At 62.3% G+C, this 26512-nt stretch carries 28 protein-coding genes and 1 pseudogene; 12 read left to right on the top strand and 17 right to left on the bottom strand.

The window, feature by feature from the left end; genetic code table 11:
• Positions 1-50: 50 nt before the first annotated feature.
• Positions 51-2006 carry a monovalent cation:proton antiporter family protein gene (locus PFZ56_RS26445; protein WP_110653139.1) on the bottom strand — a complete coding sequence of 652 codons (1956 nt, stop codon included), beginning with the start codon at positions 2004-2006 and terminating at the stop codon, positions 51-53.
• Positions 2007-2306: 300 nt separating this feature from the next.
• On the opposite strand from PFZ56_RS26445, the gene PFZ56_RS26440 reads away from it, so the two are divergent.
• The 4 genes from PFZ56_RS26440 (at position 2307) to PFZ56_RS26425 (ending at position 4431) form a co-directional block, all read left to right on the top strand.
• Positions 2307-2543: a glutaredoxin family protein gene (locus PFZ56_RS26440; protein ID WP_102860924.1), complete on the top strand. Its 237-nt coding sequence runs from the start codon at positions 2307-2309 to the stop codon at positions 2541-2543.
• Positions 2544-2654: 111 nt separating this feature from the next.
• The gene (locus PFZ56_RS26435) at positions 2655-3101 is read left to right on the top strand and encodes a S24 family peptidase (protein WP_102860925.1); all 447 of its coding nucleotides are present in this window, start codon (positions 2655-2657) and stop codon (positions 3099-3101) included.
• A 40-nt stretch (positions 3102-3141) separates the two neighbouring features.
• Positions 3142-3462, top strand: coding sequence for a transcriptional regulator (locus tag PFZ56_RS26430; protein ID WP_102880421.1), 321 nt, complete (start codon positions 3142-3144; stop codon positions 3460-3462).
• Positions 3463-3540: 78 nt separating this feature from the next.
• A complete protein-coding gene (locus PFZ56_RS26425; RefSeq protein ID WP_170002734.1) occupies positions 3541-4431 on the top strand; it encodes a pseudouridine synthase in 891 nt (296 codons plus the stop codon).
• Positions 4432-4503: 72 nt separating this feature from the next.
• Here PFZ56_RS26425 and PFZ56_RS26420 read toward each other — a convergent pair whose 3' ends face one another.
• Positions 4504-4725 (bottom strand): YgdI/YgdR family lipoprotein, encoded by a 222-nt coding sequence (locus PFZ56_RS26420; protein WP_102880419.1) that lies wholly within the window; start codon positions 4723-4725, stop codon positions 4504-4506.
• 284 nt (positions 4726-5009) lie between these two features.
• Between PFZ56_RS26420 and moaB the strand changes: the two genes are divergently transcribed.
• Positions 5010-5549 (top strand): molybdenum cofactor biosynthesis protein B, encoded by a 540-nt coding sequence (moaB, locus tag PFZ56_RS26415; RefSeq protein WP_170002732.1) that lies wholly within the window; start codon positions 5010-5012, stop codon positions 5547-5549.
• Positions 5533-6759 (top strand): gephyrin-like molybdotransferase Glp, encoded by a 1227-nt coding sequence (glp, locus tag PFZ56_RS26410; protein ID WP_170002730.1) that lies wholly within the window; start codon positions 5533-5535, stop codon positions 6757-6759. Before moaB ends, glp begins: the two co-directional genes overlap by 17 nt.
• 54 nt (positions 6760-6813) lie before the next feature.
• On the opposite strand, the gene PFZ56_RS26405 is transcribed toward glp, so the two are convergent.
• The 3 genes and pseudogenes from PFZ56_RS26405 to PFZ56_RS26395 all read right to left on the bottom strand — a co-directional run bounded on the left by PFZ56_RS26405 (position 6814) and on the right by PFZ56_RS26395 (position 8317).
• The gene (locus PFZ56_RS26405) at positions 6814-7068 is read right to left on the bottom strand and encodes a hypothetical protein (protein ID WP_110594540.1); all 255 of its coding nucleotides are present in this window, start codon (positions 7066-7068) and stop codon (positions 6814-6816) included.
• 245 nt (positions 7069-7313) lie between these two features.
• Positions 7314-8016 (bottom strand): annotated as a pseudogene (locus PFZ56_RS26400) (cupin domain-containing protein); the annotation flags it as partial.
• A gap of 115 nt (positions 8017-8131) precedes the next feature.
• Positions 8132-8317, bottom strand: coding sequence for a sugar transferase (locus PFZ56_RS26395; RefSeq protein ID WP_170002728.1), 186 nt, complete (start codon positions 8315-8317; stop codon positions 8132-8134).
• Between the two features lie 209 nt (positions 8318-8526).
• On the opposite strand from PFZ56_RS26395, the gene yegS reads away from it, so the two are divergent.
• Positions 8527-9426, top strand: coding sequence for a lipid kinase YegS (gene yegS, locus PFZ56_RS26390; RefSeq protein ID WP_123394204.1), 900 nt, complete (start codon positions 8527-8529; stop codon positions 9424-9426).
• A 1-nt stretch (position 9427) separates the two neighbouring features.
• On the opposite strand, the gene PFZ56_RS26385 is transcribed toward yegS, so the two are convergent.
• The 3 genes from PFZ56_RS26385 to PFZ56_RS26375 form a co-directional block, all read right to left on the bottom strand.
• Entirely contained in the window at positions 9428-10087 is a 660-nt protein-coding gene (locus PFZ56_RS26385; protein ID WP_102880415.1) for a response regulator transcription factor, read from the bottom strand.
• A complete protein-coding gene (locus tag PFZ56_RS26380; protein WP_102880414.1) occupies positions 10084-10977 on the bottom strand; it encodes a sensor histidine kinase in 894 nt (297 codons plus the stop codon). The genes PFZ56_RS26385 and PFZ56_RS26380 overlap by 4 nt, the downstream gene beginning before the upstream one ends.
• 534 nt (positions 10978-11511) lie before the next feature.
• On the bottom strand, positions 11512-11949 hold the full coding sequence (locus PFZ56_RS26375) for a hypothetical protein (protein ID WP_102860936.1): 438 nt from the start codon (positions 11947-11949) through the stop codon (positions 11512-11514).
• Positions 11950-12512: 563 nt separating this feature from the next.
• Here PFZ56_RS26375 and PFZ56_RS26370 point away from each other — a divergent pair.
• Both PFZ56_RS26370 and PFZ56_RS26365 read left to right on the top strand, forming a co-directional pair.
• Positions 12513-13448, top strand: a complete 936-nt coding sequence (locus PFZ56_RS26370) for a chemotaxis protein CheV (RefSeq protein WP_102860937.1) — start codon at positions 12513-12515, stop codon at positions 13446-13448.
• Between the two features lie 94 nt (positions 13449-13542).
• On the top strand, positions 13543-14346 hold the full coding sequence (locus tag PFZ56_RS26365; RefSeq protein ID WP_102880413.1) for an MOSC domain-containing protein: 804 nt from the start codon (positions 13543-13545) through the stop codon (positions 14344-14346).
• Between the two features lie 81 nt (positions 14347-14427).
• Here the strand turns inward: PFZ56_RS26365 and PFZ56_RS26360 are convergent, their stop codons facing one another.
• From PFZ56_RS26360 to PFZ56_RS26325, 8 genes are all read right to left on the bottom strand, one after another.
• Positions 14428-14712 (bottom strand): pyrimidine/purine nucleoside phosphorylase, encoded by a 285-nt coding sequence (locus tag PFZ56_RS26360; protein ID WP_102860939.1) that lies wholly within the window; start codon positions 14710-14712, stop codon positions 14428-14430.
• Between the two features lie 74 nt (positions 14713-14786).
• The gene (locus PFZ56_RS26355; protein WP_102860940.1) at positions 14787-15326 is read right to left on the bottom strand and encodes an exonuclease domain-containing protein; all 540 of its coding nucleotides are present in this window, start codon (positions 15324-15326) and stop codon (positions 14787-14789) included.
• A 62-nt stretch (positions 15327-15388) separates the two neighbouring features.
• Positions 15389-17374, bottom strand: a complete 1986-nt coding sequence (locus PFZ56_RS26350) for an acetyl/propionyl/methylcrotonyl-CoA carboxylase subunit alpha (RefSeq protein WP_170002726.1) — start codon at positions 17372-17374, stop codon at positions 15389-15391.
• A gap of 57 nt (positions 17375-17431) precedes the next feature.
• On the bottom strand, positions 17432-18229 hold the full coding sequence (locus PFZ56_RS26345) for an enoyl-CoA hydratase/isomerase family protein (RefSeq protein WP_170002724.1): 798 nt from the start codon (positions 18227-18229) through the stop codon (positions 17432-17434).
• Positions 18226-19383, bottom strand: coding sequence for a citronellyl-CoA dehydrogenase (gene atuD, locus PFZ56_RS26340; RefSeq protein ID WP_110594536.1), 1158 nt, complete (start codon positions 19381-19383; stop codon positions 18226-18228). The genes PFZ56_RS26345 and atuD overlap by 4 nt, the downstream gene beginning before the upstream one ends.
• Before the next feature lie 41 nt (positions 19384-19424).
• Entirely contained in the window at positions 19425-21041 is a 1617-nt protein-coding gene (gene atuC, locus PFZ56_RS26335) for a geranyl-CoA carboxylase subunit beta (protein ID WP_170002722.1), read from the bottom strand.
• Positions 21042-21044: 3 nt separating this feature from the next.
• A complete protein-coding gene (locus PFZ56_RS26330; protein ID WP_102880407.1) occupies positions 21045-21914 on the bottom strand; it encodes an SDR family oxidoreductase in 870 nt (289 codons plus the stop codon).
• A gap of 10 nt (positions 21915-21924) precedes the next feature.
• Positions 21925-23715 (bottom strand): acyclic terpene utilization AtuA family protein, encoded by a 1791-nt coding sequence (locus PFZ56_RS26325; protein WP_170002720.1) that lies wholly within the window; start codon positions 23713-23715, stop codon positions 21925-21927.
• A gap of 178 nt (positions 23716-23893) precedes the next feature.
• On the opposite strand from PFZ56_RS26325, the gene PFZ56_RS26320 reads away from it, so the two are divergent.
• The 3 genes from PFZ56_RS26320 (at position 23894) to PFZ56_RS26310 (ending at position 25857) form a co-directional block, all read left to right on the top strand.
• A complete protein-coding gene (locus PFZ56_RS26320; RefSeq protein ID WP_102880406.1) occupies positions 23894-24517 on the top strand; it encodes a TetR/AcrR family transcriptional regulator in 624 nt (207 codons plus the stop codon).
• Positions 24518-24613: 96 nt separating this feature from the next.
• On the top strand, positions 24614-25408 hold the full coding sequence (locus PFZ56_RS26315; RefSeq protein WP_102880405.1) for an ABC transporter substrate-binding protein: 795 nt from the start codon (positions 24614-24616) through the stop codon (positions 25406-25408).
• A 95-nt stretch (positions 25409-25503) separates the two neighbouring features.
• Positions 25504-25857, top strand: coding sequence for a pyoverdine biosynthesis protein (locus PFZ56_RS26310; protein WP_110594528.1), 354 nt, complete (start codon positions 25504-25506; stop codon positions 25855-25857).
• 40 nt (positions 25858-25897) lie between these two features.
• Here the strand turns inward: PFZ56_RS26310 and PFZ56_RS26305 are convergent, their stop codons facing one another.
• Complete coding sequence (locus tag PFZ56_RS26305) at positions 25898-26446, bottom strand: RNA polymerase factor sigma-70 (protein ID WP_011062465.1); 549 nt, start codon at positions 26444-26446, stop codon at positions 25898-25900.
• Positions 26447-26512 lie beyond the last annotated feature (66 nt).

The raw sequence follows: 26512 nt of genomic DNA, 5'->3' as shown, positions 1-26512 counted from the left end.
GGGGCCACGGGCCCAGGCAGCGAACTGCTCAGGGCCGGGGCGGGACGGCCTCAACCGCCCTGCAGGCGTGCTTCGCAGGCCTCAATCGCGGCCTGCGAGCCGGACACCAGTATCCGGTCTCCGGCTCGCAGGCGCGGGGCCGGATTGAGCGGCAGTTCGCTGCCATTGCGTTGCACGCCTTGCACATCCACGCCCAGTGCTTCCAGTCCCAGCTCTTGCAGCAGTCGGTTGCAGGCGTGGGCGTCGGCGTCGAGGTTGACCGCGTGCATCTGCACTGCGGGTGGCTCGTGATTGTCCTGGGTGCTGCTTTGCGCCCCATGGTAGAAGCCGTGCAGCAGGCGGTAGCGGCTGTGACGCACCTCGTCCACGGTGCGTTGTACCCGTTGCTCCGGCAGGCCAAGCATGATCAGGGCGTGGGAAGCCAGCATCAGGCTCGACTCCAGCAGTTCGGGTACCACTTCGTTGGCACCGGCGGCCTTGAGTTCGGCCAGCTGGCTGTCGTCCCGGGTCCGCACCAGGATCGGCACGTTGCGATCCAGGCGCCGCGCGGCCTTGAGCACCGTCAGGGCAATGTCGGTCTTGTCCACGGCAATCACCAGCAGGCGGGCCCGCTCCAGGCCCACGGCGGCCAGCAGGTCGCCACGGCGGCAATCGCCGTAATGCACGCAGCTCTCTGCCGCCGAGGCCTCCTGGACCCGCACCGGATCATCGTCCAGGGCGATGAATCGCAGTTGCTCGTGACGCAGGAAGCGGCCGATGGACTGGCCGACCCGGCCATAGCCGCAGATCACCACATGGCCCTGCAGTTCGGCGTTCTGCGCGCTGATTTCCTCCAATTGCGCGGTTTGGTTGGGCTTGCGGTGCAGACGCGCGGTGATCACCGGCGCGGCGCGCAGCAACAGTGGGGTCAGCAGCATGGAGCTGAAGGTGGCGGCCAGCAGCAGGCCACTCAAGTGCGACGGGATCATCTGGGTCAGTTGCATCTGCGCCATCAGGGCGAAGCAGAACTCACCACCCTGGGCCAGGGCCAGGCCGCTGCGCCAGGCCGTCTCGCCGTCGCTGCCGCGCAGCTTGAGCAGGATCGCCACCACGCTGCCCTTGATCAGTAGCAGGGCCAGGGTCAGGCCGAGGATCAACAGGCTGTGGTCGATGAACAGTTGCAGGTCGATGAGCATGCCGATGCTGACGAAGAACAGCCCCAGGAGAATGTCGCGGAACGGACGGATATCGGCTTCGATCTGGTGCCGGTAGTGGCTTTCTCCCAGCAGCATGCCGGCAAGGAAGGCCCCCAGGGCCGGCGACAGGCCCAGCAAGTGGGTGAGCCAGGCGGTCAGCAGCACAATCACCAGGGCCAGCAATACGAACAGCTCGGCAGAGTGGGAGGCGGCGACTTCGTGGAACAGCCGGGGCAGCAGCCAGCGGCTGGCCAGCAGCAGGCCGAAGAACAGCACCAGGGTCTTGCCCAGGGTGACAGGCAGGGCCCAGTACCAGGCCTGGTCGCTGTGGCCGGCGAAGACCGGCACCAGGGTCAGCAACAGCACTGCCACCACGTCCTGGAACAGCAGCACGCCGATGGCATTCTGTCCGTGGCTGCTGAAGATCTCGCCGAGGCTGGTCAGCTCCTTGCTGACGATGGCGGTGGACGACAGGGCCAGGCCGGTGCCGAGCATCAGCGCCGAGGTCAGGGGCATACCGAACAAGGCCAGGAGCACGCCGAGGATCAGGCCACTGCACAGCACTTGCAGGCTGCCCAGGCCAAACACCACGCGGCGCAGGGCGAGCATCTTCGACAGGGAGAATTCCAGGCCCAGGGAAAACAGCAGGAAGACCACCCCCAGTTCCGCCAGGTCCGGCAGGTCCTCGCTGTCATTGACCCAGTCCAGGGCGGTGGGCCCGACCATCAGCCCCACCGACAGATAGCCCAGGACCGGTGGCAGGCTCAGGCGCCGGAACAGCGCAATGACCACCAGTGATGAAGCGAGAATGATCAGCAGATTGGCAAACAACGGGCATCTCCGGACAAGGGGGCGGGCAGGGCAAAGCCTAGAGGCAAAAAGGCCGCGAGGATCGCCCGGTTGGCGGTAAATAATTCTGACTCATGTCATTTTTTGTTGAGAATTTCGCATATTCGCGAGCCTTGGCCAGGCTCAGAAGGTGTCTATCGAGGTGCTGTACGCCTGTCGGAGCATTCTCTGCGCAGGGCCGCAGAGGGGCATGGGGCCTCGGCATATCTGGACAGAGGCGGGTCGACGGCTTTCGCGCTCGGGCCTAAAATAAGCACCCGTTCTTCACACGGTTGCCCTGTCATGCCCCCTGAATGCCAATTGTTCGGCACCCTTGGTTGCCACCTGTGCGAACTGGCCGAGGCCGAGTTGATGCCGCTAGTGGAGCACGGCCTGATGGTCGAGCTGGTGGACATCGCCGAGAGTCAGGAACTGTTCGAAAGCTATGGCCTGCGTATCCCGGTGTTGCGCCGGGTGGACAATGGCGCCGAGCTCGGCTGGCCCTTCGACGCCGAGCAGGTGGTGGCGTTCCTGCGCTGACACTTGGCTTGCAACATCGGAGCTTCCGCCTGTCGCCCATGGTCGGAATTCATTGGCGAGATCTGTCGATTGGTTTACTGTATGCATATACAGCTATCGAGGAGTCTCGCCATGTCTCTCACTTTCCTGACCGGTACCGAACGCTCACAGCCGTTGCCAACCTGTTTTCTGGAACTGGGTGACAGCGGCTGCGCTGCCGTTGCCAATGAGCCCACCGGTAGCGGCTTTTCCCTGGATCGGACCCTGGGTCTGGGGTCTCCCCAGATCCACGGCCTGTTGGTGGACGACGACAACCTGCTGGGGTTCGGCATCTACCCCGGGGACCGGCTGATCGTCGATCGCTCAGCCAATCCGGTGGTGGATCAGTACCTGGTGGTACGTCCCCAAGGCGCCCATGAATACTCGCTGCGCCTGCTGGCTCCCGATCCTCGTGGCGGTCTTTTGCTCAAGGCGGCGCGCCCTTCAATCCCTTCCCTGGTGCTGGATGACCTGGGCTCGATCGAGATCTGGGGCGTGGTGTTGTGGGTGGTCAGTTATGTGGGACGCAAGCAGCCCTGATGGATATGGCGGACGCTTCAAACGGTTAAAGGAATAAATGATGGTCAATGTCGAACAACTGAAAAACAGCGTGAACAGCATGTCCACCGATGTGCTCCGTGAGGCGGTGCTTGAGTTACGCCTGGATGGGTTGGTCACCGAGGGCAAGACACCCTTCAACAAGCTGCACTTCAATACCTGCTTTGCCGAGATCGAAGCCCTGTTCCAGCGAGCGGGTTACCACCGGCAGCTGGATGTGGTGGGTTATCAGGGGCTGCTCTATGCCCTCTATGATCCAGGTCGCTGGGAGGCTGTGGATGTGCTGCGCTGGCTCAAGGAGTTCACCGAGGCAGAGGCCCAGGCCAAGCACTCGTGTGCCTGAGGTCGGGCAAACTGCTTCTAGGTTCCTGAGGGGCGCTGTTGGATAATGCCGCCTTGCATTGATCTTTCGAGCTTTTGTATGTCCACCGCGAGCTTTTACGCTGCACAGCATCAGGCCAGTACCTTGTATCTGCCCCCTGGCTCCTGGCCGACGGTGCTGGATTGCCTGTGTGATCACTTCAAGGCCATCAGTCGTGAACAATGGCTGGATCGTATCGCCCGCGGCCGAGTGCTGGACGGGCAGGGCCAGCCCATCAGTTTGGACCTGGCCTATCGCGAAGGCTTGCGGATTCATTATTTTCGCGAGGTGCCGGATGAGAAGGTGATCCCGGTGCAGGAGACCATCCTCTATGCCGACGAGCATCTGGTGGTGGCGGACAAACCGCATTTTCTGCCGGTCACCCCTGCGGGCGAGTACGTCGAGCAGACTTTGCTGCGTCGCCTTATCCGCCGCCTGGACAACCCGAATCTGGTGCCCCTGCATCGCATTGACCGGCATACGGCAGGGCTGGTGCTGTTTTCTGCCCATCCCGGCAGTCGTTCGGCCTATCAGGCATTGTTCCCTACCCGGCAGATCGAGAAACGCTATGAAGCCATTGCCGGTGCCTTGCCACACCTGAATTTCCCCCTGGTGCACAAAAGCCGATTGGTGGACGGGGAGCCCTTCTTCCGCATGCAGGAAGGCGAGGGGGCGAGCAATACCGAAACCGCCATCGACGTCAGGGAAAGGCACTGCGATCTGTGGCGCTATGCCTTGTACCCGGTGACAGGCAAGAAGCATCAGTTGCGGGTACACATGAGTGCCCTTGGAGCGGCGATCTGCAATGACCCGTTCTACCCCGAGGTGCTCAAGGACGCCGAGGATGACTATGACAATCCACTGAAGCTGCTGGCTCAGGGCCTGCGCTTCATCGATCCGCTGACTGGGCAGGAGCGCGAGTTCGAAAGCCGTATCAGCCTGCAGTGGTGAAAAACCGTCTCGCAGAAACAATAAAACCCGCAACAGGCGGGTTTTATTACATCAGAGCAACCACCGCCGGGCTTACAGCTCCTTGACGGTACGAACCTGATCCTTGTTGATGCGAGTCTGTTTGCCGTCCAGCTGTTCAAACTCGTAGAAGCCGGAATCCTTGTCGTATTCAGGGGTATCGACGGCCTGGATTTCGCGACCGTCATTCAGGGTGATCACTGTCGGCGAAGCGCAACCGGCGAGAGTGGCCAGGCCCAGTGCGAGCATGAGAGTGGCGAGGGTCCGTTGAGTCATTGTGTGTCTCCGAAATGAGTACTTTTGAGTGCTGGTCTTCAGACGTATACAACGTCTGCAAGTTCCTTGGCCAGGGACATTCTGTCACGTTGCCGGGCGGATCGCAGGCGTTGGCGGCTGCAGCTTAGCTCACAGCGCCTGTTTGTCCGCGGTCTGGCTTTCTCGACGGCTGGACTGCGTGTGCTGGCAGTCCGGGGCAAGGTGAAGGTCGGCCCCGCAGCGGCGCCGGATCAAAGCGCTGTGATATAACACCGGGCTGTGTCTCCTACCTCTGGATCGAGCCTATGAAAGCCAAGGCTGATGTACCTTTTGCTCCCCTGAATATTGCGGTGCTGACCGTCAGTGACACCCGCACCCTGGAAACCGATACCTCCGGCCAGGTCTTCGTCGAGCGCCTGGGCGCCGCGGGCCATCGTCTGGCAGCGCGGGTGTTGCTCAAAGACGATCTGTACAAGATCCGCGCCCAGGTCGCTACCTGGATCGCCGATGACGTGGTGCAGGTGGTGTTGATCACCGGCGGCACCGGTTTTACTGGTCGCGACAGTACTCCGGAAGCTGTGGCCTGCCTGCTGGACAAGCAGGTCGATGGTTTTGGCGAGCTGTTCCGGCAGATATCGGTGGCGGATATAGGTACTTCCACTGTGCAGTCCCGTGCCTTGGCCGGGCTGGCCAATGGCACCCTGGTGTGCTGCCTGCCGGGTTCCACCAATGCGGTACGTACCGGCTGGGACGCAATACTGGCCGAGCAGTTGGATTCGCGGCATCGGCCGTGCAACTTCGTCCCTCACCTGAAACAGGCGGCACTTTGTGAATCCCGTGGGTAAGCCGGGCAAGCAGGGGGCCTTGATGCCGGTGGAGCAGGCATTGGCGCGCCTGTTGGCCATGGCCGAGGCAGCGCCCATTGTCGAGCGTGAACGGCTGCCATTGGCAGCCACTGAAGGCCGCGTCCTGGCTGAGGCGCTGGTATCCAGCCTGGATCTGCCGCCTTGGCCCAACAGCGCCATGGATGGATACGCCTTGCGCGTGGAGGACTGGAAGGGCGAGCCCTTGCCGGTCAGCCAGCGGATTTTCGCCGGGCAGTCCCCCGAGCCCTTGCAGCCGGGAACCTGTGCGCGGATCTTCACTGGCGCTCCGGTGCCGGCGGGTGCGGATTGCGTCGAGATGCAGGAAAACACCCAGGTTCAGGATGATCAGCGCGTACGTTTTACCGAGCCATTGAAGGTCGGCCAGAACATCCGTCCCCAGGGCCAGGAAACCACCATAGGCGAGCAGGTCTTGGCTGCCGGTACGCGCTTGGGGCCCATCGAGCAGGGCCTGGCAGCGTCCTTGGGATGTGCCGAGCTTGAGGTGCTGCGTCGAGTCCGTGTGGCGGTGTTGTCCACCGGCGACGAACTGGTGGAGCCTGGTCGGCCTCTTGGTCCGGGGCAGATCTACAACAGCAATCGAGTGCTGCTGTGCAGTTGGTTGAAGCGCCTGGGTTCTGAGGTGCTGGATGCGGGAATCCTTCCCGACGATCTTCCCGCGACCCGTCAGCGCCTGGCGGAGCTGGGGGATGTGGACCTGATTCTTTCCACCGGTGGTGTCTCGGTGGGGGAGGCGGACTTTCTCGGCATCGCCCTGCGGGAGGCCGGTGAACTGGCCCTGTGGAAACTGGCGATCAAGCCTGGCAAACCCCTGACCTTCGGACATTTTCGTGGGGTACCGGTGATTGGCCTGCCGGGCAATCCGGCATCGACCCTGGTGACTTTCGCCCTGCTGGCGCGGCCTTATCTACTGCGGCGCCAGGGCGTGCAGCAGGTGCAACCATTGAGCTTCCAGGTGCCGGCAGGCTTTGTCTGGCCCCGGCCCGGCAATCGTCGCGAATACTTGCGCGGCCGCCTGGAGAATGGGCGAGCGATCATCTATCGCAATCAGAGCTCTGGCGTACTGCGCAGCGCTGCCTGGGCGGAAGGTCTGGTAGAGGTGCTGGAAGGTCGGACCCTGGAGGAAGGTGACGTGGTCAATTTCATTCCTTTGAGTGAAGTGCTGGATTGAAGTGCTGGATTGATCGGCCACGGGCCCGGTTAGGCGCCGGGTCCGTGCCTTGCTTCAGCGCAGCAGCAATAACAGCAGCAGTCCGAAACGGCTGTGGAAACCCCAGGTCACCAGCCCTGCCATTACCGAGGCCGCAAATGTCAACCAGGCCAGGCGCTTGATTATCGATAGCGGCCTGGAATGAGGCGGATGTGCTTCTGACGAGAGTGGCAGATCGAACTCCCGAAGTGTAGGAGCCGCCAGCCAGGAGCTGTCGTTGATGCGATTGAGCGTTGAATGCCCTTGTGGATAAAACCCCTTGTCGTTCATGACGGTGCACTTCCTTGTATGAGGCGTCAGCGCCTGGCATGCACAGTCACTGATTGGCTCCGCAGGGTCAATTCAGGCAAATCTCATTCTTCGGTCAGAAAATTCACTTTGAGTCCTACGTCTCTTTTCAGGCGCCTGTACTGAGACTGCCCGACCCGTGGGCCTGGGTTTATTTATCGGGCGAGTTGCCTGACGAGCAGCGTCGTCACTTGCCGTTGTGGCAGATTCACGGGGCCAACGCTGTTTCAGGTGTTACCGGGGGTGGCGGGAGCTCGGCCATAAATGTCGTTGAAGCGCACGATGTCGTCTTCGCCCAAGTACTCCCCGCTTTGCACTTCGATTATTACCAGATCGATCACCCCGGGATTGCTCAGTCGATGAGGGCGACCGGGCTTGATAAAGGTCGACTCATTGGTGTCGAGCAGAAACTCGTCTTCTCCGTTGGTCACCCGGGCCATGCCGCTGACCACGATCCAGTGCTCACTGCGGTGGTGGTGCCTTTGCAGCGACAGCGAGGCGCCGGGTTTGACCTCGATACGCTTGATCTTGAAGCGCGGTCCTTCCTCAAGCACGGTATAGGTGCCCCAGGGGCGGTTCACGGTGCGGTGCAGGCGGTAGGCGTCGTGGCCCAGGCGCTTGAGCTCCTGGGCGATCAGTTTGACCTCCTGGCTGCGCTTGCCGTCGGCGATCAGCAGGGCGTCCGGGGTGTCGATGATGATCAGGTTGTCCAGGCCGATACCGCCCACCAGGCGCTGGCGTGAATCGATGTAGCAGTTGCGGACATCATGCAGCACGGTCTCGCCGTTGCATTGGTTGCCGTGTACGTCCGCCGGGCTCAGCTCGCGCACTGCCTGCCAGGAGCCGATATCGCTCCACGGCGACCTCCTTCGAGCGCTCCATCGAGATGTCCGGCGCCAGGGCGAAGCTGTCGCGGTCCAGCTCCACTTGTACTTCGCGTTGGCCTTGCCTGTGGTGGCTCTGTTCCAGGCAGCGCCTCACGGGACACCGGCCACAGGCGGGTGCCGGCGCCGCCAGCAATGATGCAGGGAATGAGCGGGCTCATTTAGAAGGCCTCGTGGATCATGATGACGGACGCAATGGTGCGGAGCAGGATGTGCAGTTCAAGCCAGGCTGACCAATTTTCGATGTATTCCAGGTCGAATTCGACACGTTTTTCGATTTTTTCCAGGGTATGAGGCTCGTCACGGTAGTTATTGACCGGCGCCAGCCCGGCAGCGGCAGATTGCACAGGATCAGTTGCAAGCGCAGCCGGTTGTCGAAGAGCGACTCGGCGTACTAGCTATGAAAGATTTTCCTCGTTGGCAGGCTAATCTGGGTCATGAGTGGTGAGGTACGAGCCAGGCTGGCTTGGGCAAAAAAATAATCGATGGGACAGACTTATTTCGCTGTGCCCGAGGTCAACATCCCTCAAGGAACCCATAACCGGAGTCATGGTTGATGAATGAGCGCAAGGCACTGTTGATACTGCACGGCAAGCAGGCCCTCAACGATGAGGTGCGCGCTGCGGTTGAGGCCAAGCGTGCTGCCGGCTGGGAGGTTTCGGTGCGTCTGACCTGGGAGGCGGGAGATGCCCAGCGTCTGGTGAGCGAGGCGCTGGACGCCGGGCATACCCGGCTGATCGCCGGAGGCGGCGACGGTACGCTGCGCGATATCGCCGAGGCCCTGGCCAAAGCGTCGACCCAGGCCAGTCTGGCGCTGCTGCCATTGGGCACGGCCAATGACTTTGCCCGGGCTGCCGGTGTTCCCCTTGACCCGGCGGCGGCCTTGGAGCTGCTGGACGTCCCGGCCCGGACGATCGACCTGGGGGAGGTTGGCGGGCAGATTTTCCTCAATATGGCCACCGGCGGCTTTGGTAGCCAGGTCACTGCCAACACCTCTGAAGACTTGAAGAAAGTCCTTGGCGGTGCCGCTTATCTGTTCACCGGGCTGTCGCGTTTTGCCGAGTTGAGTGCGGCTTATGGCGAATTGCAGGGGCCGGATTTCCATTGGCGTGGTGAATTGCTGGCCCTGGGCATCGGCAACGGCCGGCAGGCGGGAGGCGGGCACGAGCTTTGCCCGGGAGCCATGGCCGACGACGGCTTGCTGGATATCAGCATTCTGCCGGCGCCTCAGGAGCTGGTGGGCACTCTGAAGAGTCTGCTGGCCGGTGGCCTGGGGATCGACAATATGTTTGTCCGCGCGCGTCTGCCCTGGGTCGAGATCAAGGCCTCAAGAGGCCTGGACATCAATCTTGATGGCGAACCGCTGCAGGGCGACACTTTGCGGTTTACCGCACGTCCTGCGGCTTTACAGGTGCATTTGCCGGCGGATTCGCCGTTGCTCGGCGCCGCTCGCTGAGTCAGTCGTCGAGGCTGATGATGCGCTCGCGCACGGCGAACAGCACCAGCCCGGCGACGTCGAAGATCTGCAGGCGTTTCATGATCTGCGAGCGATGGGTTTCCACGGTCTTGATGCTCAAACCCAGGCCCAGAGCGATCTCCCGGGTGGACTTGCCCCGCACGATCAGCCGCAGTATTTCCAGCTGGCGAGCCGTCAGGTTGTGGTTTTCCGCAGGCTGGGGCTGGTGCTTCTGGGCTCGGGTCAGCGCCTGGTTGATCACGGTGTGAGCAATGGCCGGACTCAGGTAGCGTTCGTTGTTGCGCAAGGCTTCCAGGGCGTGTTCGAGTTCGGTGGCGGTGGTGTCCTTGAGCAAATAGCCGTGGGCGCCGGATTCCAGGGCCTGCATGATCAGGGAGGGATCGGTATGCATCGACAGAATCAGGACTTTGCTCTGGGGCCGCATTGCCTTGAGCCGGCGCAGGGCGTCCAGGCCGCCGATGCGTTTCATCGACAGGTCCAGCAGGACGATGTCCGGATGCAGTTTCTCGACCATTTCCAGCAGTTGCGCGCCGTCATCGGCTTCACCGATCACCGCGTATCCGGGAATGTCCATGACCAGGGCACGCACGCCAGCCCTGATAAGCGAGTGGTCATCCACCAAGAGTAAATTACAGGTCAATGTGAAACCTTATTCGTGCTGGCCCGCTCCAGGGTGCGAGGGGCCCAGGGAAAGAGTGCTTCGATCTGGGTGCCTTGGTCGAGCTCGCTGGTGACCTGCAACAGGCCACCCAACTGGCTGATTCGTTCCTGCATCCCGGCCATGCCGCGCTGGCCCAGGGCGCCGGGATCGCTGGCCGGGGCGAACCCCTGGCCATCATCGCTGATGAACAGCGAAAGACCTTCCGGCAGTCGCTGTATTCGTACCAACAGGTTTTTCGCCTGGGCGTGGCGCAGCATGTTGGTGACCGCTTCCTGGGTGATGCGGAACGCTGCGACGGCCATCTCTTCCGGGATTCCCGACAGGCGCTGGCGGCATTCCAGGCTCCAGTGCACCGAGGTGTTTTCCAGGGTCTTGAGCAGGTGGGCGCGCAGGCTGGCCTCCAGTCCCAGGCTGGCCAACTGCCGGGGATTGAGGATTGCGGACACGTCACGCACTTTGGCCAGGGTCTCTTCCAGAGTGGTGCCGAGCACCGCGCAGGAGTCCTGCAGGTCGTCCGGCAGGCGACGCTTGAGCCAATCGGTCTGCAGTTTTGCCGCTGTCAGCAACTGGCCGATGTCATCGTGCAGTTCACGGCTGAGGCGGTGTCGCTCATTTTCCTTGACCTCTAGCAGGCGTTCGGCGAGCTCCTGGGGCTGGAAACGGATGGACTTTCGCGAATAGCCGTATTGCACCCAGATACAGGTCAGGGCCGCGATATTGAGCAGCAGCAAGATCAGCGGCAAGGGCCGGTCCAGGCAATAGATCAGTGCGTTGCCCAAGGTCGAGCAGGAACACAGCAACAGGCTGAGCCAGCGCAGATGATCTAGAGAGAGGGGCCAAGAGAAGAGTGACTTGAGGCTGGCGTACATAGCGGATGGAGCCAATGAATGTTCGCTGCGAGAGCCTTGTCAGAAGTGGATGACGAGGCTTGTTTGAGAAACGGTGTTATTTGAATACTGGGTTTCAATCAACGTTGTCTGTTTGTCTTGTACAAGCCGAGTAGTGACTGCCGACATTGGAATCAAAGTGCCATTACTGTGTCCGTTTATGGGCGACATAATACCACCGAAGATACCGTTGGTCGCGTTTATACGCACAGTTATATATGTCCTGAAAGTCAGGAATATGGATCTGCTGCACGTTTGTTCCATTTCCTCCATGGACTTCGGGAGGGGTAATGAAAGCGCGGGATGTGGGCGATGTTGCGGGCCCATACAGGGCTCTGAACAGTAAGTCCCGGGGCTGGCGCTAGTTGGAGTTGTTGAATCGATAATGTCGCTCTTGGGTATGAAATACTCAATAACGACCAGATAGTTGACCCTGAGCCTGAAGTTCTACTGATATTTCGGGTTGGCTATTGTAACTGCGGGTTTTATCTGCCAGCCAGCGGCACAAGTGCAACTTCAATGGGTGCAGGATGGATAAGCGCAGGTACAGTTTTGCGCCACTTGATCGGTCAGTTCGTTGATCAGCAGGGCCTGTTCGCTGTCATCCAGATTGAGTTGGCCGTTGTGCGGGTCGATCAATTCCAGTTGCCAGGCCATCAGGGTCAGGCAGCTTTTCAAGGCGTCGAGGATCGGATCGTTGAGGTCCACTGGATGTGCTGTACGTTTCAACACGCCATGAATGTGCAAGGCGAATTCGGCCAGCGGGCTGATGGAATGGCGTGCTGCCGTCTGGGCCAGGCACAACAGGCTGGCGAGCAGGCAGTTGATCGCTTCTTCGTCATTCCTGATCAAGTGCAGATGGCTCAGGCAATCTTCCGATTTAGCCAGTAGAGCCTGAGCTTCAAGCAGGAACTCAGGCAGGGGGGGAGCGCACTCATGGCCGTCCTTTAGCATGCTTATCTCCATGACTTCGAGTCCGATGGCGGGATAGGGCCTTGGCTGAACGGTTTTAAGGTATGACGCGTTTTTTGCGTTTGTATATCAGATAAATCTGATTTTTTTTCAGGTGGCGCGAGCGGCTGTGAGAGTGGTTGTTCATCGCTTTTGCAAGCAACCCGAATGCCGGCCACAGCAATGCGGCGCACTTGCGCTGGGGCTTGATGGGCGTAGGTGCTGAGGCTTGAAAGGGTGCTGGGCCACCTTTCTGCGATCACAAACAAAAGCCTGACTCCGTTCATGCAATGAGAATGGCGTCACATTAATGGCTATTGGATATTGCGAATATCAGGATGGTCCTGATTGTTGCTAGGGGAAACCCTTAGGCGCGGGAACTTCACGCCGCGAAGAAGGTCGCGCCGTCGGAGAGTCGTGCTGATGAATTGACCGGCTCAGTAAAGCATGATGTTAATGTGACATCAATGGCTTTCATGTGGCAATTTGCATGCGGGTCAAGATCCGGCGGATCCCGCCGATATCTGTCTTTAGTGAATTCATCAGAACAAGCCCAGGAGTCATTAATGGCCGGCATTCTCGACACGGTAGATCAACGCACGCAGCTGGTGGGTGAGAATCGCCTGGAAATCCTCATGTTCCGCCTGGCCGGTCGGCAGCTGTTCGCGATCAACGTCTTCAAGGTCCAGGAAGTCCTGCAACTGCCCAAGCTGACCCTGATGCCGCAACGCCACCCGTTCGTTTGCGGTGTGGTCAACCTGCGTGGCCAGACCTTGCCGGTCATCGACTTGTCCCAGGCCATCGGCATGCGCCCGCTGGTTCCGGGGCCCAACAGCACCATCATCGTCACCGAGTACAACCGTTCGGTGCAGGCGTTCCTGGTGGGCGGCGTGGACCGCATCGTCAACATGAACTGGGAAGCCATCATGCCGCCGCCCACCAGCGCCGGGCGCCAGCATTACCTGACGGCCATCAGCAAGGTTGACGAGCAACTGGTGGAAATCATCGACGTCGAGAAGGTCCTGGCGGAAATCGTGCCCTACAACGCCAAGGTTTCCCGGGACAAGCTGGAAGATCCTGTGCTCGAACGTGCTCGCGGCCGTGAAGTGCTGCTGGTGGATGACTCCAACGTGGCGCTTTCACAACTGCGCGACACCCTCGGCCAGTTGGGGGTGAAGATGCACATCGCCAGCGATGGCCTCAAGGCTCTGAACATGCTCAAGGCCTGGGCCGACACCGGGGTCGACATGACCGACAAGTTGTTGATGGTATTCACCGATGCGGAAATGCCTGAGATGGACGGCTATCGCCTGACTACCGAGATCCGCAACGACCCGCGCCTGCGTGGGCTCTATGTGGTCCTGCACACATCCTTGTCCGGCAGTTTCAACGAATCGATGGTGAAGAAGGTCGGTTGCGACAACTTCCTCTCCAAGTTTCAGCCGGACAAACTGGTGGACGTGGTCCGTCAGCGTTTGATGCTGGATGAAGTCAGCGTCTGATTCATGAGGATGTCCGGCTGCTTTTCCCTTGCACCTTTGTTTCGTCGAAGCGCTGGTATAGGGTGAGGCTTTTTGCCCACACAGGGAGCTGGACATGCGTCTTAGCGCGCTTTATCGATACCCGTTGAAATCCGCAAAGGGCGAAACCCTGCAACAGATCGGCCTGGACAAGCTCGGCCTGGAGGGGGATCGCCGCTGGATGCTGGTGGACGAGGCCAGCGGGCGCTTCCTCACCCAGCGTGCCGTGGGCCGCATGAGTCAGCTCTCGGCGCTGTGCAATGACCAGGGTGGCCTGACCCTCAGCGCTCCCGGGTTTTCCACCCTTGATGTGCCCCTGCCAGCGGCCGATGCCGCACTGCGCGGCGTGACCATCTGGCATGACAGCCTGCGGGTGCCTGATGCCGGTGACGAAGCGGGCGCCTGGGTCAGTGAGTTCATCGGCAAGCCCACCCGCCTGGTGCAGGTACCCGCGGAACGGGCGCGAAGCACCGCCGCCGGTTATGGCAGGGACGATGATCAAGTGGCGTTCGCCGATGGTTTTCCACTCTTGTTGATTGGCCAGGCGTCCCTGGAGGACCTGGCCGGTCGCGTCGGGCGGCCTCTGGAGATGCTGCGTTTTCGACCCAACCTGGTGATCGAAGGCAGCGAGCCCTTTGCCGAGGACCAGTGGCGGCGCATACGGATTGGCGATGTCGAGTTTCGTGTGGTCAAGCCGTGCTCGCGCTGCATCCTGACCACCATTGACCCACAGACTGGCGAACGCAGCGCCGACCGCGAACCCCTGGCCACTTTGCAGAAATATCGCGCCCAGGCTGACGGGGCGATGTTCGGGCAGAATCTGGTCAACGACGGCAATGGTCGCTTGCAGGTGGGGATGCCAGTGACTGTCCTCGAATAGCGTTTCTTGGCCCCATGAAAAATGCCCGTCTCTTTAGGAGACGGGCATTTTTTTGTCAGCGCGACAGCCGTGACAGGTCAATCAACCGCGGTATTCGCACAGGTAGGCGGTTTCCACGGCGACTTTCAGTTGGAACTTGCTGTTGGCCGGTACGTTGAACTGGCTGCCGGCAGGAAAGGTTTCCCAGTCGGCGCTGTCGGGCAGGCGCACGGTCAGGGCGCCGGACACCACGTGCATGATTTCCCGTTGCGCCGTACCGAACTCGTATTCGCCCGGGGCCATGACGCCAATGGTGGCTGGACCTTCGGCCGTGCCGAAGGCAATCGACTTGACGGTGCCGTCGAAGTACTCGTTGACTTTAAACATGGGCGATTCCTCAAGAAAGGGTCAAAAAGGTCGGCCAGTATGCACAAGGCCTCAAAGGCCGTCACCTGCCGCCATCATGGAAGAATCAGCGGCAATAAGCGCGCTGTATTGCGTGCATCTTCCAGGGCTCGATGCTGCTGGCCGTTGAACTGCATGCCGGCCAGTTGCAAGGCTGCATTCAGGCCCAGGGGGCGCTCCAGACGCCGGGCCTTGGCAAAGCGCTGCTTGAGGTTCATGTGGGGGACGTCATTCAACAGGCTGTGCAGTTGCTGGTTGTGCCACTCCAGTTGCAGTTGCTTGCGGTCATAGTCGCCCCAGCTGGCCCAGCCCTCCAGGCGCGACTGATGCTGGCCCAGCCAGCGTTCGAACAGGGTCCAGACCTCGCCCAACGGTGCGGCGCTGTCGATATTGGCCTGGGTGATATGGGTCAGCTCGCGACAGAACGGCGTCAGCCTGGGACGTCGCAAGGGGCGGACGAAACGCTGGAAATGGTCCTGTTCCCGACCCTGGCGGTTGACCAGGGTGGCTCCGATTTCGATGATTTCCATCTCGCTTACCGGCCAGCCCCCTTCATCCGTCGTGGCTTCCAGATCTATTACCAGCCAGTGGGGCATCGCTAATTCCAGCCTTCAAGCTCCTGATGAGGCTTGAGCGTAGCCAAAGCTGAGGCATCCGCCTAGTGCTCCATTTCCGCGGCGGGGCCGGCTTGTTCCACCTCCAGCAGAATCTGCCGGTTCTTCACCTGGTCCCCGAGGTTGACCTGGACTCGGGTGATCACTCCGTCGATCCCGGCCTTGAGCGGGTGCTCCATCTTCATTGCCTCCAGCACCAGCAGCAGTTGGCCCTTGCTGACACTCATGCCCTCGCTGACCAGTACGTCGACTATGGCCCCGTCCATGGGCGCCTTGAGGGTGCCGGAATCGGTGCTCAGTTGACTCTGTACCGGCGCATGGGTGCGGTCCTGCAGATGCAGGCTGCCCTGGCGGCTGTTCAGCCAGAGTTCGCCGTCTTGCAACCGATAGGCGTAGTGCCGGCGAATGCCCGCGATCTCCAGCGTGGCCCGAAGGCCATCAGCGGCCATCACCTGAATTGCCCACACGTCATCCCCCTGCTGTACGTGCAACAGGCCTGATGTCGAAGGGCTCAGCTCCAGCGACCATTGACGGTCATCCAGACCGATGCGGTAGCCCAGGGGCACACTGGCGTTGTTGCGCCAGGCACTCAGGTTTGAGCGGTGTGCGCTGGCGCTGTGGTGATAGAAGAGCGCAGCGGCGATGGCCAGTTCCTCAAGGCTGGGGCACTGCGGTTGCAGGCTTAGGTCCTCGGCAAAATGTTCGGCGATGAACGCGGTGCTGAACCGACCGCTGGCAAATACCGGGTGCCTGAGCAGACCGGCCAGCAGCCGGCGATTGCTTTCAAGCCCCAGCAGCACACAGTCCTCGACCCCGCGCAACAGCTTGCGCCGGGCTTCCTCGCGGGTGGCACCGTGGGCGATCAGCTTGCCCAGCATCGGGTCGTAGAAGGGGCTGACCCATTGGCCTTCCTGCAAGCCGTGGTCGGTGCGTATCCCCGGCGCCGGCTGCCAACGCAGGACCTGGCCGGTCTGGGGCAGAAAGTTCTGCGCCGGGTCCTCGGCGTACAGGCGAACTTCGATGGCATGGCCGTTGAGCTGCACCTGCTCCTGGGTCAGGGGCAGGGGCTCGCCGGCAGCGACTTGCAACTGCAGGGCCACCAGATCCAGGCCGGTGACCAATTCCGTGACGGGATGCTCCACCTGCAGACGGGTGTTCATTTCCAGGAAGTAGAACTGACCGCGGGCGTCCAGCAGGAACTCCACAGTGCCGGCACCGACATAGTTCACCGCGCGCCCGGCCTTGAGCGCCGCTTCGCCCATGGCCCGACGCAGTTCCTCGGTCATTACCGGGCAGGGCGCTTCCTCGATGACCTTCTGATGGCGGCGCTGAATCGAGCAGTCCCGTTCACCCAGATAGATCAAGTGACCGTGCTGGTCGCCGAAGACCTGCATTTCCACGTGCCGCGGCTCGATCAGCGCCTGTTCCAGAATCAGCTCGTCGCTGCCGAAGGCATGCAGGGCTTCCGAGCGCGCGGTACGGATCTGCTCCAGCAGATCTTCGTGCTGCTGCACCAGGCGCATGCCGCGTCCGCCACCGCCGGCGCTGGCCTTGATCATCAGCGGATAGCCGATGCGCTGGGCCTCGCGCTGCAAGGTGGCGTCGTCCTGCTCCTCGCCCTGGTAACCCTGGATGCAAGGCACGCCGGCTTCGAGCATGGCGATCTTCGAGCGGCGCTTGCTACCCATCAGTTCGATGGCGGCGGCACTGGGGCCGATGAAGGTGATACCGGCGGCGGCACAGGCCGCGGCGAACTCGGGGTTTTCCGAGAGGAAGCCGTAGCCCGGATGAATGGCGTCGGCACCGCTGCGCCGGGCAGCGTCGAGGATCGCCTCGCTGTTGAGGTAGGACTGCTGCACCTGGGACGGGCCGATGTGGATGGCTTCGTCGGCCATGTGCACATGCAGGGCCTCGGCGTCGGCGTCGCTGAATACGGCCACGGTGCGATAGCCCAGGGCCTGGGCGGTGCGCTGGATGCGGCAGGCGATTTCGCCACGGTTGGCGATCAGGATCTTGTTGAAGGTGGGCATACAGGCTCCCGGGAATCGGTGGGGGGCGTTCGCCGGCAAGCCGGCTCCTACAAGGGCTCAGCTGGCCCAGGCCGGTTTGCGTTTCTGCACAAAGGCCAGGGTGCCTTCGAGGCCTTCCGCTCCGGTGACAGCCTGGGCGAAGTCTTCGGCGGCCTGATCCAGCAGGGGCCCCAGAGGCTGGTCGACGCTGGCCAGGAGCAGGGCCTTGGTCGCAGCGTTGGCCCCGGGCGCGCAGCGCAGGACTTGCGACAACTGCTGTTCAAGGCGTTCTTCCAGGGCCCGGGGATCAGCCTCGACAAAATGCACCAGGCCCAGGTGCAGGGCCTCGGCACCGTCGAAGCGGGCGGCGGTCAGGGTCAAGCGTCGGGCCTGGGTCAGGCCGATGCGCCGCACCACGAAAGGGGCGATCTGCGCCGGCAGCAGGCCGAGGCCGGTTTCCGGCATGCCGAACTGCGCACTGTGTTCGGCGATGGCGATATCGCTGACACACGCCAGGCCGAAGCCGCCGCCCAGCACCGCTCCTTGCAGCACGCAGACCAGCACCTGGGGCGTCTGCTGGGCTTCTTCCAGCAGCGCACCGAAGGCCCGGTTCAGTTCACGGTAGGCAGCGCTGCCTCGGGTGCGGGCGCCGGCCATGTCCTTGAGGTCGCCACCGGCACAGAAATGGCCACCGGCGCCCCGCAGGACCAAGGCGCGGATACTCCGCCGATCTCGCACGGCAGCGAGCACGCTGCGCAGTTCCGCCACCATCTGCAGGCTCATGGCGTTGCGGCTCTCGGGGCGGTTGAGGGTGATGAACAGCACACCATTGCGCGGTTCCAGCAGCAGGGTCTGGCAGGTCGGGAGCGGGCTCATTTCTTTTTCCCCGGCAGGATGCCCATAAGTTTGCAGATGATCCCCAGCATGATCTCGTCGGCGCCGCCGCCAATGGAAACCAGGCGCACATCGCGATAGGCGCGGGCCACCGGGTTGTCCCACATGAAGCCCATGCCGCCCCAGTACTGCAGGCAGCTGTCGCTGACTTCGCGACCCAGGCGCCCGGCCTTGAGCTTGGCCATGGAGGCCAGGCGAGTCACGTCCTGGCCGCGCACATACTGCTCGGTGGCCTGGTAGACCAGGGCCCGCAGGCACTCGATCTCGGTGGACAGTTCGGCCAGGCGGAAGTGGATCACCTGATTGTCGATCAGCGGGCTGCCGAAGGTGCGGCGCTCCTTGCAGTACTCGATGGTGCTGTCGACGCAGTACTCCAGGCCCTTGATCATGTTCGCCGCACCGAACAGCCGCTCTTCCTGGAACTGCAGCATCTGCATCATGAAACCGGCGCCTTCATGACCGATTCGATTGCGCTGGGGCACCCGCACATCGTCGAAGAACACCTGGGCGGTTTCCGAACTGCGCATGCCGAGCTTGTCCAGATGCGAACTGAGGCTGATGCCCGGGGTGTTCATCGGCACCATGATCAGCGACTTGTTGATGTGCGGCTTGTCGTCCGAGGTATTGGCCAGCAGACAGATGAAGTCGGCGCTGGGGGAGTTGGTGATCCACATCTTGCTGCCGTTGATCACGTAGTCGTCGCCGTCCTTGCGGGCGTGGGTCTTGAGCCCGGCCACATCGGAACCGGCGCCGACTTCGGAGACGCCGATGCAGCCCACCTGCTCGCCCGTGATGGCCGGGCGCAGAAACTCGTCGCGCAGCTCATCGGAACCGAAGCGCGCCAGGGCCGGGGTGCACATGTCGGTCTGTACGCCGATGGACATGGGAATGCCGCCGCAATGGATGGTGCCGAACTCTTCGGCGGCGACGATGGAATAGCTGTAGTCCAGGCCCATGCCGCCGAATTTTTCCGGTTTGGAGATGCCCAGCAGCCCCAGCTCGCCGGCCTTGCGGAAAATCTCGTGGATGGGAAAGCGCCCGGCTTTCTCCCATTCCTCCACATGGGGGTTGATTTCGCGGTCGACAAATTGGCGCACCGTGCGCCGTAGCTCTTCGTGTTCCTGGGTGAAGATCATTGTTGTTCTCCTCAAGTGGGGTCAGACCGCGAAATGCCCTATCAAAACCGTGCCACACCGAAACTGTTGGGCTGCAACACCCGGGCCTCGGCCTCATGGCAGATGTCCAGCAGGTAGCCCAGTAGCGTGCGGGTATCCCGGGGGTCGATCAGGCCGTCGTCCCACAGGTTGGCGCTGCCGTACAAGGCCGTGGACTGGCTGTCGAGCTTCTGCGCGGTGACCTGCTCCAGCATGTCGAGCATCTTCTGGTCGGCTTCCTGGCCGTTCTTCGCATGCTTGGCCTCGGTGACGATGCGCAGCACCTTGCCGGCCTGGGCGCCGCCCATCACCGCGGTACGGCTGTTGGGCCAGGCGAAGATGAAGCGCGGGTCCAGGCCACGGCCACACATCGCATAGTTGCCGGCGCCGTAGGAGCCGCCGACGACGATGGTCAGCTTCGGCACCCGGGCATTGGCCACCGCCTGGATCATCTTCGCCCCATGCTTGATCACCCCTTGCTGCTCAGATTCGGTGCCCACCATGAAGCCGGTGGTGTTATGGAAAAACAGCAGCGGCGTGCGGCTCTGATCGCAGAGCTGGATAAACTGCGCCGCCTTGCTCGCGCCCTGGGGCGTGATCGGGCCGTTGTTGCCGATAAAACCGCAGGGCCGGCCCTGGATCTGCAGGTGGCCGCACAGGGTCTGGGCATCGAACTCGCCCTTGAATTCCAGGAACTGCGAGCCGTCCGCCAGGCGGGCGATGATTTCCCGGGCGTCATAGGGCTTTTTCGGATCAAAGGGAATCAGTCCGAGCAGTTCGTCGATGGGATACAGCGGCTCGCTCCAGGTTCTGGCGTGCTGTACCGGCAGTTGAGCGTTCCACGGCAACAGGCTGACGATCTCGCGGACGATGCGGATGCCGTCGGCGTCGTTCTGCGCCAGGTACTCGGCGGTGCCGGCGACCTGGGCGTGCATCTCAGCGCCGCCCAGTTGTTCATCGGTGGCCACCTCGCCGGTGGCGGCCTTGAGCAGTGGTGGCCCGGCGAGAAACAGCTTGGCCTTGCCGCGTACCACCACCACGTAATCCGAGAGCCCGGGCTGGTAGGCGCCACCGGCGGTGGCCGAGCCGTGGACCACGGTGATCTGTGGCAGGCCCATGGCCGACATTCGCGCCTGATTGGCGAAACTGCGCGCGCCCTCGACGAAGATCTCCGCCGCGTAGTTGAGGTTGGCGCCTCCGCTTTCCGCCAGGGTCACCACGGGCAGTTTGTTCTCCATGGCGATCTGTTGCAGGCGCAGGGATTTCTTCAGGCCGCTGGGGGAAATGGTCCCGCCCTTGATCGCGCTGTTGTTGGCCACCACCAGCATGCGCACCCCGCACACATAGCCGATGCCGGCGATCAGGCCGCCGCCGGCCTGGCTGCCGTCCTTGTCATCGTGCAGCTTGTAGCCGGCGAGGCTGGCCAGTTCAAGAAAGGGCGCGCCGGGGTCCAGCAGCAGGTTGAGGCGTTCCCGGGGCAGCAGCTGGCCGCGCTGGTCGAATTTGGCCTTGGCCTCGGCCGCTTTGTTCAGCAGGTTTTGCTGCAGGGCCTGCAACTGTTGCAAGCCCGCCAGCATCGCCTCGCGGTTCTGCGCGAACTGCGGGCTGTGGGGATCGAGCTGGGATTGGATCACCGGCATGGCTCAGTCCTCGCCTTTGAGCACATCGGGCAGGTAGGCCCGATGAAAACCGTTGTACGACTCACTGTTGCGCGCCTTGGCCAACGGCCAGGCGCGGCTGCCGAGGCTGGCGGCGCCGTCGATGCGCAAGGTGCTGCCACTGACAAAGGCCGCACCGGGGCTGAGCAGAAAGACGATGGCCGCGCTGACTTCCGATTCCGTACCGATGCGTTTGAGCGGCACGTGCTCGCGCAGGGTGGGAATGATTGCCTTGAACGCGCCTTCGTAGGTGTCCATGCCACTGGAGGCGATCCAGCCCGGTGCCACGGCGTTGACCCGGACCCCGGCGTGGCCCCATTCGTAGGCAGCGGTCTTGGTGAAGTTGTCCATCCCCGAGCGGGCCGCGCCGGAGTGGCCCATGCCGGGCATGCCGCCCCACATGTCGGCGAGCATGTTGACGATGCTGCCGCCGTGGCGGCTCATGGATTGGTTGAACACTTCCCGGGCCATCAGGAAGCCGCCCACCAGATTGGTGCGCAGCACGGTTTCGAAACCTTTCTGGTTGATCGAAGCCAGGGGCGCCGGATATTGGCCGCCGGCATTGTTCACCAGGCCGTGGATCGGACCAAAGCGCTCGACCAACTGCCCTACCAGGGCCTTGACCGCTTCTTCGTCACGAATGTCGCAGGCCTGCCAGTGGGCCTGGCCGCCGTCCTCGGCAATCTCCCCGGCAACCTTCTGCAGTTTCTCCGCCTTGCGCCCCACCAGCAGCACCTGGGCACCCAGGGCCGCCAGCTCATGGGCCGTGCAACGACCAATGCCGCTGCCACCGCCGGTGACGATGATGGTCTGGCCGGCAAACAGTTGCGCTTTGAAAATCGAGTCGTACACCACGGCAGCTCCTTTAATTGACGGCATCGGCAATGCTCTGCGGCACCGGGATCTGGATTTCCAGCAACTGCTGGGCGAAGGCCTTGCCTTGCGGGTCGATGCGCAGGCTGGCGACACCGCCGCCGCCCAGGGCGTTTTCCAGCAGGAAGTTGAGGCCATGAATGCCCGGCAGGTACCAGCGCTGGACCCGGCCGTGGACCGGGTCCAGCACATGCCCCATCCAGTCCACCAGCACTTCGGGGGTCAGGGCTTCGGCGATCCATGGCAGGTAGTCGGGATGGCGCGCCAGCACACCGATGTTGCTGTGGTTGCCCTTGTCGCCCGAGCGCGCTACCGCCAACTTGACCAGGGGCACGCTGGCATCGGGACGGCCTTGGGGCTTGGGCAGTGAATGCGGGGCGGGCAGGGCGCTGGCGTCCAGGCGGTCGACTTCGGGCAGGGCGCAAGGATGACGCTGGCCGGCGAGGTCGATTTCCAGGTGGCAGGCGTCCTTGTCCAGCAGGAAAGAAAACAGCCGGATCACTGGATACACCGTGGGCCGTCCGCCGACGATGCCGGTCAGCCCTGGAGCCATGCCGGTGGCGGCTTGGGCAATTTCCCGGGAAAACAGCACCAGCGCTGCCTTTTGCGGATGGCGCACCGCCAGCTTGATCACCACTTCGCGGCTGTCCTGGCGACGGCCGTGGGGGCCGTAGGTGGCTTCGCTGCCCAGCAGTTCAATGTTGACCTCGCTGTAGTCCGGCCAGCCGCGCTGGCTGAACATTTCGCGGGTCTTGTCGATGATCGCCTGGCTGACCCGGCGTGCCTTGGCCACCGCGTCGATCCCGGCCATCAGGCAACTGGCGGTGCAACGGAAGCCGTCCGGGTAGGTGGCGCTGACCTTGTACTGGTGGCTCGGGGGCAGCCCCTTGGCGCCCTGGACCCGGACTTCATTCGGTGCCGACTGCTGCACCTGCACCAGGGAGAAATCGCACACCACATCGGGAAGCAGATAAGCCCGTGGATTGCCGATTTCGTACAGCAACTGCTCACCGACTGTCAGCGGACTGATGAGCCCACCGGTACCCGGAGCCTTGCTGACCACGAACCCGCCGTCGGCGTCGACCTCGACGATGGGAAAGCCGATGTGCTCGTAGTCCGGCACCTCGCGCCAATCGGTGAAGTTGCCGCCACTGCACTGGGCGCCACACTCGATGATGTGTCCGGCGAGGGCCGCCTGGGCCAGGCGATCGTAGTCCCGCCAGGACCAGGCGAATTCGTGGACCAGGGCGCCGCTGACCACCGCGCTGTCGACCCCGCGACCGGTGATCACGATATCCGCTCCCAGACGCAGGGCCTCGACGATGCCCGGGGCGCCTAGGTAGGCATTGGTGGAGACGCACATCGGTGGCAAGGGGGCGTCACTGAACATTTCCTTGATTCCGGCGCCGGCCAGTTGCTTGAACTGCGGTTGCAGGTCGTCCCCCAGCAGCACGGCGATCTTCAGTGGCACCTCGGCCTGCTCGCAGGCGCTGCGCAAGGCACTGGCGCAGGCGTGGGGATTGACCCCGCCGGCATTGCTGATCACGCGGATCTGCTGTTCGTGGATCGACGCCAGCAGCGGCTTGAGCACCTCGACAAAATCCGTGGCGTAACCCGTGTCCGGGTCTTTCATGCGGGCCCCGGCCATGATCGACAGGGTGATCTCCGCCAGGTAATCGAACACCAGGTAATCCAGGCGTCCACCTTCCACCAGTTGCGCGGCGGCGCTGCTGGTATCGCCCCAGAAGGCGCTGGCGCAGCCGATTCGTACGGTCTTGGTCATGGCAGGGCTCTCGAGAAAAGAACTGCGAGGAGGCTACCAAGCAAGCGCTTGGTTTGTAAATGGGCGAGTGGATTCTTCGACCCAAGCGCTTGCTTGGTAGCAGTGAGGGGCTTAAATTGCGCGCGCTACAGCCGGTTTCCGGCTGGGCTTTTGACGAAGTGACGGTAGGAGAACACCGGTGGATGAGCAAAAAGCCTTGCAGGTAGTACGCGAGCTGATCGCCAGCGGACAAGTGACCGATCCCGAGAGCGCCCGGGGCAAGCTGTTGCAGACTGCCGCGCACCTGTTTCGCAACAAGGGTTACGAACGCACCACGGTGCGCGATCTGGCCGGCGCGGTGGGTATTCAATCCGGCAGCATCTTCCACCACTTCAAGAGCAAGGACGACATCCTGCGCGCGGTGATGCAGGAAACCATCCACTACAACACCGCCTTGATGCGCGCCGAACTGGCCGAGGCCGGCAGCGTGCGCGAGCGAGTGCTGGCGCTGATCCGCTGCGAACTGCAATCGATCATGGGCGGCAGCGGCGAAGCCATGGCGGTGCTGGTCTATGAGTGGCGTTCGCTGTCCCCGGAAGGTCAGGCCGCGGTCCTGGCATTGCGGGACATCTACGAACAGATCTGGCTGCAGGTGCTGGGCGAGGCCAAGGACGCCGGATTCATCAAGGGCGATGTGTTCATTACCCGGCGCTTCCTCACCGGCGCCTTGTCCTGGACCACTACCTGGTTCCGCGCCCAGGGCAGCATGACGCTGGAGCAATTGGCCCAGGAAGCCTTGCTGTTGGTGCTCAAGGATCATTGAGGCGCTGATTTATTCTCTGCCGCGAGATTGTCGAAGCGTCTGAAAACGCCTAGCTTTACGGCATTCCTTTTCTTTTCTCCGAGGTGTGTTGCCTTGATGTCCTTGCCGCTGCGGTCAGCCTTGCGAATGCTCTTGCTGGCGCTGGCAACACTTTGGGTCTGTCCGGCCTTCTCGGCGCAGCTGGTGCGGGTCGCGGCGGCGCATTTTCCGCCCTATACCGTCCGTCCTGAAACCGGTGCCGATACCGGTTTGCTGCCGCAGTTGGTGGAAGCGCTCAACCAGTCCCAGAACGACTACCAGTTCGTCCTGGTTCCCACGTCGATTCCCCGGCGCTTCCGAGACTTCGAACAAGGTCGGGTGGACCTGGCGATCTTCGAGAATCCGGCCTGGGGCTGGGAGAAGATTGCCCATACCAGTGTCGACATGGGCCTGGAAGATGCGGAGATTTTCGTTGCGCAGCGTGAGCCCGGTCGCGGCCAGGAGTATTTTGCTGAGCTCAAGGGCAAGCGCCTGGCACTGTTCAGCGGCTATCACTACGCCTTCGCCCAGTTCAATGCCGACCCCAAGTACCTGGCCGACAGCTACAACGCCACGCTCACCTATTCCCATGACAGCAACCTGCTGATGGTGCTGCGGGGCAGGGCGGACATGGCCCTGGTGACCCGTTCCTACCTCAGCGACTTCCTGGCCCGCAACGCCCAGAGCAGCGGCCAATTGCTGGTGTCCCAGCGCATCGATCAGGTCTACCACCACTACACCCTGATCCGGCCCAAGGCGCCCATCAGCGCCGAAGACTTTGCCGGGTTCCTGCAAAAACTGCGGGACAACGGCCAGATGCGCAAAATCTTCGATCCCTACCGCATCGTCGTGATGCCCGTGCCCCACGCCTGAGGCCCGGTTTTTCCCGCTTCTGCGGGGAGCGCGGCTAAATTTCTCCCGGCGGCCCACGTCACTTGGTTGAATGCCCATTGACGGTGAGCCTTGCCATGTCCCTTGTGAATCCGCTGAGTGTCGAGGCTGTGTCCGCAGGCAGGGCGCCGGTGATCGACGAGGTTGCCGGCCGGCAGCGGCTGTTCGAATGGATCTGTGCCCGAGGGGCGGCGCCCACCGATGCCCAGTCCGTCGAAGCGGCCCGGCAGGACCGGCTGGCATTCTGGTTGTCGGCGCAGGTGCACGCGCTGTACCTGGACCCGCCGGGCACGCAAGCGCCCCCGGCATTCGCCCACGCCCCCGCCTGTGCCGGGCATAACCGTTGTCGGTACTGCCAGCAGGAGTTCGATCTGTTGCACAAACGTGCGGCATTGCTGGTGCTTGGCCAGAGTGGCCTGCTTGAGGTGTGAACACGGTTCAAGCCAGGTGCTGCAGGGTGCCGGTCGCAGGTCAGCGGCGGGCGAAGGTGTCGGGTCGGTTGCCCGAGACTTTGCGGCAATGCACCAGGGCATCGCGAATCATGAAGTTCACCAGGGTCGGCGAGACCCCCAGTTCCTTGGCGATGTCCTTTTGCGGAACGCCATGCAGGCGGTACATCTCGAAGGCGTAGCGCGTGCGGCTGGGCAGTTCGGTCAGGGCTTCGGCGATGTTTTCCAGGGTGGAAAAGTTCATGTGGGAGGTTTCAGGTGAAGCGCCATGAATGACCACATTCAAGCCTTCCTCTTCAGTGCCTGAATACTTCTGCTCCAAGGCCTGCTTGCGGTAGTGATCGATGGCCAGGTTGCGCACGATCTGGAACAGGTAGCTGAGCTGGGCCTTGAACGAGGAGGTGATTTGCGGCGCCGACTGCAGGCGGAAAAAGGCATCCTGGACCACATCTTCAGCCCGGGATCGGCAGCCGGTAATTCGGGCTGCGATCTTGACCAGGATCAGACGGTTGTCGACAAAAGCCTGGAGTAACGGTGAATCGCACCTGCTTGTGGATACTTGTTCCGTCATGGAAATCACCTTGTTGCAAAGAGGTAAGTGGGACGTCAGAAAAATCCGACCTGTCCTACACATCGA

Source organism: Pseudomonas danubii (genome assembly GCF_042980055.1).
GTDB lineage: Bacteria > Pseudomonadota > Gammaproteobacteria > Pseudomonadales > Pseudomonadaceae > Aquipseudomonas > Aquipseudomonas danubii.
The sequence above is the reverse complement of the archived record's forward strand: the minus strand, read 5'-3'. Positions and strand labels throughout refer to the sequence as shown.

What these genes read in the sequence shown, in the direction of transcription:
- PFZ56_RS26440 (WP_102860924.1), top strand. Translation starts at nt 2,307, where the DNA reads ATGCCCCCTGAATGCCAATTGTTCGGCACCCTTGGTTGCCACCTGTGC.
- PFZ56_RS26435 (WP_102860925.1), top strand. Translation starts at nt 2,655, where the DNA reads ATGTCTCTCACTTTCCTGACCGGTACCGAACGCTCACAGCCGTTGCCA.
- PFZ56_RS26430 (WP_102880421.1), top strand. Translation starts at nt 3,142, where the DNA reads ATGGTCAATGTCGAACAACTGAAAAACAGCGTGAACAGCATGTCCACC.
- PFZ56_RS26425 (WP_170002734.1), top strand. Translation starts at nt 3,541, where the DNA reads ATGTCCACCGCGAGCTTTTACGCTGCACAGCATCAGGCCAGTACCTTG.
- PFZ56_RS26420 (WP_102880419.1), bottom strand. Translation starts at nt 4,725, where the DNA reads ATGACTCAACGGACCCTCGCCACTCTCATGCTCGCACTGGGCCTGGCC.
- moaB (WP_170002732.1), top strand. Translation starts at nt 5,010, where the DNA reads ATGAAAGCCAAGGCTGATGTACCTTTTGCTCCCCTGAATATTGCGGTG.
- PFZ56_RS26405 (WP_110594540.1), bottom strand. Translation starts at nt 7,068, where the DNA reads ATGAACGACAAGGGGTTTTATCCACAAGGGCATTCAACGCTCAATCGC.
- yegS (WP_123394204.1), top strand. Translation starts at nt 8,527, where the DNA reads ATGAATGAGCGCAAGGCACTGTTGATACTGCACGGCAAGCAGGCCCTC.
- PFZ56_RS26380 (WP_102880414.1), bottom strand. Translation starts at nt 10,977, where the DNA reads ATGTACGCCAGCCTCAAGTCACTCTTCTCTTGGCCCCTCTCTCTAGAT.
- PFZ56_RS26375 (WP_102860936.1), bottom strand. Translation starts at nt 11,949, where the DNA reads ATGCTAAAGGACGGCCATGAGTGCGCTCCCCCCCTGCCTGAGTTCCTG.
- PFZ56_RS26370 (WP_102860937.1), top strand. Translation starts at nt 12,513, where the DNA reads ATGGCCGGCATTCTCGACACGGTAGATCAACGCACGCAGCTGGTGGGT.
- PFZ56_RS26365 (WP_102880413.1), top strand. Translation starts at nt 13,543, where the DNA reads ATGCGTCTTAGCGCGCTTTATCGATACCCGTTGAAATCCGCAAAGGGC.
- PFZ56_RS26360 (WP_102860939.1), bottom strand. Translation starts at nt 14,712, where the DNA reads ATGTTTAAAGTCAACGAGTACTTCGACGGCACCGTCAAGTCGATTGCC.
- PFZ56_RS26355 (WP_102860940.1), bottom strand. Translation starts at nt 15,326, where the DNA reads ATGCCCCACTGGCTGGTAATAGATCTGGAAGCCACGACGGATGAAGGG.
- PFZ56_RS26350 (WP_170002726.1), bottom strand. Translation starts at nt 17,374, where the DNA reads ATGCCCACCTTCAACAAGATCCTGATCGCCAACCGTGGCGAAATCGCC.
- PFZ56_RS26345 (WP_170002724.1), bottom strand. Translation starts at nt 18,229, where the DNA reads ATGAGCCCGCTCCCGACCTGCCAGACCCTGCTGCTGGAACCGCGCAAT.
- atuD (WP_110594536.1), bottom strand. Translation starts at nt 19,383, where the DNA reads ATGATCTTCACCCAGGAACACGAAGAGCTACGGCGCACGGTGCGCCAA.
- atuC (WP_170002722.1), bottom strand. Translation starts at nt 21,041, where the DNA reads ATGCCGGTGATCCAATCCCAGCTCGATCCCCACAGCCCGCAGTTCGCG.
- PFZ56_RS26325 (WP_170002720.1), bottom strand. Translation starts at nt 23,715, where the DNA reads ATGACCAAGACCGTACGAATCGGCTGCGCCAGCGCCTTCTGGGGCGAT.
- PFZ56_RS26315 (WP_102880405.1), top strand. Translation starts at nt 24,614, where the DNA reads ATGTCCTTGCCGCTGCGGTCAGCCTTGCGAATGCTCTTGCTGGCGCTG.
- PFZ56_RS26310 (WP_110594528.1), top strand. Translation starts at nt 25,504, where the DNA reads ATGTCCCTTGTGAATCCGCTGAGTGTCGAGGCTGTGTCCGCAGGCAGG.
- PFZ56_RS26305 (WP_011062465.1), bottom strand. Translation starts at nt 26,446, where the DNA reads ATGACGGAACAAGTATCCACAAGCAGGTGCGATTCACCGTTACTCCAG.